The sequence below is a fragment of the Roseisolibacter sp. H3M3-2 genome (assembly GCF_029211165.1).
Classification (GTDB): domain Bacteria; phylum Gemmatimonadota; class Gemmatimonadetes; order Gemmatimonadales; family Gemmatimonadaceae; genus Roseisolibacter.
Genome location: NZ_JARGEK010000268.1, coordinates 1 through 6,964, shown reverse-complemented (window position 1 = coordinate 6,964; position 6,964 = coordinate 1). Strand labels below are relative to the sequence as shown.

The 6,964-nt window shown below is 77.5% G+C and carries 6 protein-coding genes and 1 pseudogene; 4 read left to right on the top strand and 3 right to left on the bottom strand.

Annotation, left to right across the window (positions count from 1 at the left end; genetic code table 11):
* Nucleotides 1–452, top strand: a pseudogene (locus PYV61_RS18400) (hypothetical protein); the annotation flags it as partial.
* Nucleotides 453–547: 95 nt separating this feature from the next.
* Here PYV61_RS18400 and PYV61_RS18395 read toward each other — a convergent pair.
* Entirely contained in the window at nucleotides 548–1,129 is a 582-nt protein-coding gene (locus tag PYV61_RS18395; protein ID WP_275834307.1) for a hypothetical protein, read from the bottom strand.
* Nucleotides 1,130–1,259: 130 nt separating this feature from the next.
* Between PYV61_RS18395 and PYV61_RS18390 the strand changes: the two genes are divergently transcribed.
* Nucleotides 1,260–1,613, top strand: coding sequence for a hypothetical protein (locus PYV61_RS18390; RefSeq protein ID WP_275834305.1), 354 nt, complete (start codon nucleotides 1,260–1,262; stop codon nucleotides 1,611–1,613).
* Here the strand turns inward: PYV61_RS18390 and PYV61_RS18385 are convergent.
* On the bottom strand, nucleotides 1,588–2,115 hold the full coding sequence (locus PYV61_RS18385) for a GNAT family N-acetyltransferase (protein ID WP_275834303.1): 528 nt from the start codon (nucleotides 2,113–2,115) through the stop codon (nucleotides 1,588–1,590). The genes PYV61_RS18390 and PYV61_RS18385 overlap by 26 nt on opposite strands.
* An 81-nt stretch (nucleotides 2,116–2,196) precedes the next feature.
* On the opposite strand from PYV61_RS18385, the gene PYV61_RS18380 reads away from it, so the two are divergent.
* Both PYV61_RS18380 and PYV61_RS18375 read left to right on the top strand, forming a co-directional pair.
* Nucleotides 2,197–2,649 (top strand): nuclear transport factor 2 family protein, encoded by a 453-nt coding sequence (locus PYV61_RS18380; RefSeq protein WP_275834301.1) that lies wholly within the window; start codon nucleotides 2,197–2,199, stop codon nucleotides 2,647–2,649.
* Nucleotides 2,650–2,658: 9 nt separating this feature from the next.
* Entirely contained in the window at nucleotides 2,659–4,065 is a 1,407-nt protein-coding gene (locus tag PYV61_RS18375; protein WP_275834299.1) for an alpha/beta fold hydrolase, read from the top strand.
* 190 nt (nucleotides 4,066–4,255) lie between these two features.
* Here the strand turns inward: PYV61_RS18375 and PYV61_RS18370 are convergent.
* A partial coding sequence (locus tag PYV61_RS18370; protein ID WP_275834297.1) for an ABC transporter permease occupies nucleotides 4,256–6,964 on the bottom strand: 2,709 nt, incomplete at its 5' end.

The window sequence follows — 6,964 nt, the reverse complement described above, 5'->3', positions numbered from 1 at the left end:
GCCCGCTCGCGGCGCTGCTCGGCGGCGCGGCCGGCGGCCAGGCGGACGGCGAGGCGGCGGCCGCCGCGGCGGCGCTCAACCCGGTCGCGCAGATCATCGACCTGAAGGACTCGCTGGCGCTCGACACGGCGCAGGTCGCGAGGCTCGCGGCGGTGCGCGACACGCTCGCCGCGCGCAACACGCGCTGGGCCGCCGACGTGCGCGCCCTGATCGCGCGCCAGGGGAACAACCCCGACCAGGCGACGCTCTTCGCCGCCGTGCGCCCCAAGCTCGGCGAGCGCGGCCAGATCATGCAGGACGCGCTGCGCGACGCGCAGGCGGTCCTCTCCGCCGAGCAGTGGGCGAAGGTGCCGGAGAACGTGAAGAACCCGATGCGCGGATTCTTCGGCGGGCCGGGCGGTCCCGGCGGGCAGGGGGGACAGGGCGGGCGTCCGCGGCCCCCGATGAACTGACCCTGCGACCTGCGACCTGCGTCCTGCGAGAGCACCTAGTCGCAGGTCGCAGGTCGCAGGTCGCAGGTCGCAGGTCGCAGGTCGCAGGTCGCAGGTCAGCTGTTCCGATCCACCGCGTCGATCCGCGCCTGCGCGACGCGCCAGTCGACGGCGGGCGCCACTTCCTGATCCTCCATGTCCAGCGTCGCCAGCGCGCGCTCGACCACGGGCGCGCCGAGCGCCGGCGGGAGCGCGCGCCCGAACGCCAGCTCGGCGCGGCGGCACAGGCGCTCCTCGCGCGCGAGGTCCGTCGCGTCGCGCCGCACCACGCCCATCGCGTGGACGCGCGCGTGCACGCCCTCGTGCAGGATCGACGACGCCACCGGCGCGGCGGTGATGTCGCGCCGCGCCAGGAACGTCAGCTCGGTCAGCACCGTGCGGTCGTCGGGGAAGTAGGCGCCGCGGCAGGCGAAGCGCGCCACGCGGATCCGCCGCACGTCGCGCCGCAGGTGCGCGAGGCGCCACGGCTGGTGCGCCTCGATCAGCGCCAGCGACTCGTCGAGCCGCGCCAGCACGTCGGCGGTGGCGATGTCGGGGCGCGTGTTCTCGACCTCGACGGGGATGCCGCGCAGCAGGTGGCGCTCGGCGGCGGGCGCGGCCGCGGCCGGGGAGAGCCAGGAGAGGAATCGGTCGAGCATCGGGGAAGGGTGGCGTCGCGCCCTGATACCCGCGAGCCCCCGGGCCGGCCCGGCGGCGGCCCGGCGGCGGCGGCGCGCCGTGGAACGCGGTTCGCGCCTGGGGCCTCCCCCCGTCCCCGAGAGGCTCCCGATGCGCCGCCCGATCTCCCCCACGCTGCACGGCGTGCTCGATTACACCACCTCGGCGGCCGTCGCCGTCGCGCCCCCGCTGTTCGGGATGCCGCGCGCCGCGACCCGGCTGTTCGAGACGCTGGCCGCCGGCTACACCGGGCTGTCGGCGGTGACCGACTACCCGATGAGCGCGAGGCGGCTGGTCCCATTCAAGGCGCACGGCGCCGCCGAGCTGGCGATCGCGGCCGCGCTCCCCGCCATGCCGTGGGTGCTCGGCTTCGCGGAGCACCGGGCGGCGCGCAACCTGTGCTTCGGCCTCACCGCGCTCACGCTCGTCGTCGCGGCGCTCACCGACTGGTCGGCGGAGCGCTGACCGGATCGACGGCGCGCTCGAAGTAGCGGTGCGGGACGCCGCGGTAGGGCGCGCGCCCGACCTCGGCGAACCCGCACCGCGCGTAGAACGCGCCCGCCCCCGCCGCGGCGTCGAAGGCGTCGAGCCACACCGCCTGCGCCGGGAAGTCGCGCGCCGCCGCGAGCGCGACCGCCAGGCAGCGGCGCCCGACGCCGCGCCGCTGCCACGCCGGCGCGACCGCCATGTCGGTGAGGTACAGCGGGCGCGCGCACGGCGTGAACAGCGCGCGGTCGATCGACCACGGCTTGCGCGTCGCCAGCCGGAACGTCGCCGCCGGCTCGCCGTCGGCGTGCGCGAGCCAGATCCGCGCGTGCCGCAGCCCGGCCGCCACGCCGCGCGGCGTCCCCTCGCCCGACCAGGGGCCGAGCCCGTGGCGCGCGGTCAGGTCGCGCGCGGCGGCGACGCGGACCGCCCACACGGCGGCCGCGTCGTCGGGGCCGATCGTCCGGAACTCGAGATGCATCCGTCAGACTTCGGTGAACGGGGCGGCGGCGCGCCGCGGACGCCGTAAGATGGGCGCACGTCCCTCCCACCACACGACCCGATGCGCCGACTCGCCTCCCTCCTCGCCGCCGCGGCGGCAACCGCCGCGCCGCTCGCCGCGCAGGCCCCGGCCGACAACGCCGCCGACCCCGAGCTCCCCGCGATCCGCCGTGCGCTCGACCACTACCTCGCCGGCCACGCGACCGGCGACGGCGCGCACTTCCGCGCCGCGTTCCACCCCGTCGCCAACCTGTACTTCGTGCGCGGCGACACGGTCGCCACGCGCACCGGCGCCGAGTACATCGCGGGCGCGTCGGGGAAGCCCGCGGCCGACGAGGCGCAGCGCCGCCGGCGCATCGTCTTCATCGACCGCACCGGCGACGCGGCCACCGCGAAGATCGAGCTCGACTACCCGAGCGCCACGCTCACCGACTACATGACCCTCCTGAAGACCGGCGGCGAGTGGAAGGTGGTGAACAAGATCTTCCACTCCGCCCCCAAGGCCGCGCGGTAAGTTGGGGGCATGCGCCCCCTCCTCGTCGTCCTCGCCCTCGCCGCCGGCGCCGCCCGGCCGCAGCCCCCCGCCGACCGCTTCGTCGGCACCTGGCAGGGCACGCTGCAGTCGGGGGCGCAGGCGCTGCGCCTCGGCCTCCAGGTGCGGCGCGACTCCGCGGGGACGCTCGCCGGGGAGATGGTCAGCATCGACCAGGGGGGCGTGCGCCTCCCGGCGGTGCTGGCCGTGCGCGGCGACACGCTGGTGGCCACGATGGGCGGCGCGGGCGCGACCTTCACCGGCGTGCTGACGCGCGACTCGCTCCTCGGCCGGTGGGCGCAGGGGGGCGGCTCGGGGCCGCTGGCGATGGGGCGCGTGGCCGCGCTGGCGACGGCCGCGCCGCCCAAGCCGCGCCCGCAGGACCCGGCGCCCCCCTTCCCGTACCGCACGGAGGAGGTGCGGATCGCGTCCGCGCCCGGCGTCACGCTCGCCGGCACGCTCGTGCTCCCGCCGGGCGACGGGCCGTTCCCGGCCGCGGTGCTCGTCTCGGGCTCGGGGCCGCAGGACCGCGACGAGACGCTGCTCGGGCACCGGCCCTTCCTCGTGCTCGCCGACCACCTCGCGCGGCGCGGGATCGCGACGCTGCGCTACGACGACCGCGGCACGGCCGGGAGCACCGGCGACTTCGCCGCCGCCACCAGCGTGGACCTCGCCGCCGACGCGGAGGCGGCCGTGCGCGTCCTGCGCGCGCGCGCGGGCGTGCGGCGCGACGCGGTCGGGATCGTCGGCCACAGCGAGGGCGGGCTGATCGCGCCGCTCGTCGCCTCGCGCACCCCCGACGTGGCGTTCGCGGTGCTGCTGGCGGGCCCCGGCGTGCCGGGCGACTCGATCCTCCTCCTGCAGCAGCGGCTGATCGCGGCCGCGCAGGGGGTGCCGACGCTGATGCTCGACCAGCTGGTCGCCTCCAACCGCCGCGTCTTCGCCGCCGTGCGGGCGTCGCGCGACTCGGCGGACGCGGCGCGGCGCGTCGGCGCGGTGCTCGACAGCGTGGCGGCCACGCTCCCCGAGGCGCAGCGCGCGGCGGCGCGCCGCCAGCTCGACGTCGGGGGGCGCCAGGTGCTCACGCCGTGGATGCGCCACTTCGTCGTCTACGACCCGCGCCCGGCGCTGCGCGCGACGCGCGTCCCGGTGCTCGCGCTCAACGGCACGCTCGACCTGCAGGTGCCGTACGCCGAGAACCTGCGCGCGGTCGGCGCCGCGCTGCGCGAGGGGGGGAACCGCGACGTCACGCTGGTCGAGATGCCGGGGCTCAACCACCTCTTCCAGACCGCGAAGACGGGCGCGCCCGCCGAGTACGCGACGATCGAGGAGACCTTCGCGCCGGCGGCGCTGGAGCGGGTGTCGGGGTGGATTCTCGCGCGGTTCGGGAGGAAGTGAGCTGCGCGGCTGCGCGGCTGCGCGCCACGTCTGCGTTCGCGACCGTTCAGGATTCAACCATCGGGGAGAACGGATCGGTCCGGATCAGGACGGATTCGGCGGATGGGCGCCTGAAGACTCGAGGAGCGATCCGATGAATCCGTCCGAATCAGATCTGATCCGTTCTCCCTGCCGTTGAAGCGCGCGGGCGCTACTCCGCCCGCAACGCCGTCGTCGGCGCGATGCGGCTCGCGCGCCGCGCCGGCAGCCACGCCGCCGCGAGCGCCGTCCCGGTGAGCACGACCACCACCGCGCCGAGCACCGCCGGGTCGCGCTGACTCACGTCCTGCAGCAGCGCGCCGAGCACGCGGCCGAGCGCCAGCGCCCCCGCCGTGCCGAGCACGACCCCGGCCGCGGCCACGCGCAGCCCCTGGCCGACGACCAGCCGCACCACCTGCCCGCGCGCCGCGCCGAGCGCGAGGCGCACGCCGATCTCGCGCGTGCGCTGCGCCACCGTGTACGCGAGCACGCCGTAGATCCCGACCGCCGCCAGCAGCAGCGCCGCCCCCGCGAACAGCGCCAGCAGCGACGCGTTGAAGCGCGGCTCGGCGAGCGAGGTGCCGAGCAGCGCGCGCAGCGCCGTGACCTCCTCCACCGGGAGCGCGGGGTCGAGGCGCCAGACGCGCTCGCGCAGCAGCGGCGCCGTCGCCGCGACGCCGAGGTCCGTGCGCGTGACGAGCCACATGTCGCCCATCGGGAACTGCGCGTGCGGGTAGTACGTCGCCGGGTCGGCCTCGCGCCCGACGCCGAGGTACGGCTCGTCGGCGACCACGCCCACGATCGTGAACGTCGTCGGCTGCCCCGGCCACCACGGCCCCTCGCGGTCGAGCACGTGGCCCAGCGGGTCGGCGCCGGCGAAGTGGCGGCGCACGAACGCCTCGTTCACCACCACCACGCCCGGCGTGTCCATGCGGTCGTCCGCTGAGACGTCGCGCCCCGCGCGCAGCGCCAGCCCGACCGTGCGGAAGTAGCCCGGCTGCACCGGCCGCACGCGCGCCTCGGGGCGGTCCCCCTCGGTCGGCTTCGGGCGCCCGACGATCGTGAAGCTCGACGTCCACCCCGCGCCGATCGGGTGCTCGTACGCGACCGCCGCCGAGCGCACGCCGGGGAGCGCGGCGACCTCCTCGCGCAGTCGCGCGTAGAAGCGCACGATCTTCGCCGACGAGTCGTAGCGCGTCTCGGGGAGCAGGAGGCGCGTCACCACCACGCCCTCGGGGCGCACGGGGAGCCGCGTGGACTGCAGCTGCCAGAAGCTCTTGAGCAGCAGCGCCGCGCCGACGACGAGCACCGTCGCCAGCGTCATCTCGGCGACCACCAGCCCCTGGCGGAGCCGCGTGCGCGACCGGCCGGCCGTCGCCCGCCCGCCCGAGAGCGCGCCCGCGAGCCCCGGCGCGCCCGCGTCGCGCCGCAGCTGCAGCGCCGGCAGCGCGCCGAACACGAGCCCCGTCGCCACGCTCACGGCGAGCAGGAAGCCGAGCACAGGCAGGTCGAGCGTCACCTCGCCGGCGCGCGGGATCGACTGCGGCACGAACGCCAGCAGCGCGCGCGTGCCGAGCCACGCCACCGCCAGCCCCGCGAGCCCGCCGCTCAGCGTCAGCAGCAGGCTCTCGGTCATCCACTGCCGCATCAGCCGCGTGCGCCCGGCGCCCAGGGCGGCGCGCACCGCCATCTCGCGCTCGCGCGCCGCGCCGCGGGCGAGGAACAGGCTCGCCAGGTTCGCGCACCCGACCAGCAGCACCAGCGTGACCGCGCCGAACAGGATCAGCAGCGCCGGGCGCGCGTCGCCCACCACCGACTCGCGCAGCGCGCGCAGCTCGACGGTGCGCTTGGCGTTGTCGCGCGGGAACGCGGCCTCCAGCCGGCGCGCGACCGCGCGCAGCTCCGTGGTCGCCTGCTCCGGCGTCGCCCCCGGGCGCAGGCGCCCGACGACCGAGTAGCGGTGCACGCCGCGCTCGCGCTCGAGCGCCCCGGGCACCACCGGCTGCCACAGCTGCACGTCGGCGCGGTCGAGCTTCGCGTCGGGCGGCAGGACGCCGACCACCGTCGTCGGCACGCCGTCGAGCGTGATCGCGCGGCCGACCACCGCCGGGTCCCCGCCGAAGCGCTGCCGCCAGAGGGCGTGGCCGAGCACCGCGACCGCGGGCGCCCCCGGCCGCTCGTCGGCCGGCACCAGCGCGCGCCCCACCAGCGGCCGCACGCCGAGCGTCGGGAAGTAGCTCGCGGTGGCGAGCATGAGCGGCAGGCGCGCCGGCTCGGCGTCGGCCGCGGTGAGCGTCGTCGTCCAGGTGCGGAACGCCGCGAGGTGCGCGAACCGCGTCGACTGGTCGCGGTAGTCCACGTAGTCGGGGTACGACGCGCTCGCGCCGACGCGCTCGGGGTTCCCGTCGGTCGACACGCCGCGCACCTCGACCAGCCGCTCGGCCTCGGGGAACGCGAGGGGGCGCAGCAGCACGCCGTTGACGACCGAGAAGAGCGCGGTCGTGGCGCCGATCCCCAGCGCGAGCGTGAGGACGACGACGGCGACGAAGCCCGGGCGCCGGCGCAGCGCGCGCGCGGCGTACCGCAGGTCGTGGGCGAGCACGGGGCCTCCGGAGTGCGAGTGGTGGCGGCGCAGCCACGCCGCGTCGAGCAGGTCGCCGAGCGCGCGCCAGCGCAGCCGCGCGGCCACCAGCGCGGCGGGCTCGCCGCGGCGCGCCCCCTCGTGCGCCCCCCACGCCAGCTCCCCCTCCCACTCCGCGCGCCACTCGGCGCGGCGCGCGGACGGGACGAGCGGCGACAGGGCGCGCACGATCGCCGCGCCCGGGACGGGCGGGAGGGGCGCGCGCACGCGCGGCGCGCACACGCGGGTCGTGGCGCCGCG

Coding starts and splice junctions, on each gene's coding strand:
- PYV61_RS18380 (WP_275834301.1), top strand. CDS start 2,197: ATGCGCCGACTCGCCTCCCTCCTCGCCGCCGCGGCGGCAACCGCCGCG.
- PYV61_RS18375 (WP_275834299.1), top strand. CDS start 2,659: ATGCGCCCCCTCCTCGTCGTCCTCGCCCTCGCCGCCGGCGCCGCCCGG.
- PYV61_RS18395 (WP_275834307.1), bottom strand. CDS start 1,129: ATGCTCGACCGATTCCTCTCCTGGCTCTCCCCGGCCGCGGCCGCGCCC.
- PYV61_RS18385 (WP_275834303.1), bottom strand. CDS start 2,115: ATGCATCTCGAGTTCCGGACGATCGGCCCCGACGACGCGGCCGCCGTG.
- PYV61_RS18390 (WP_275834305.1), top strand. CDS start 1,260: ATGCGCCGCCCGATCTCCCCCACGCTGCACGGCGTGCTCGATTACACC.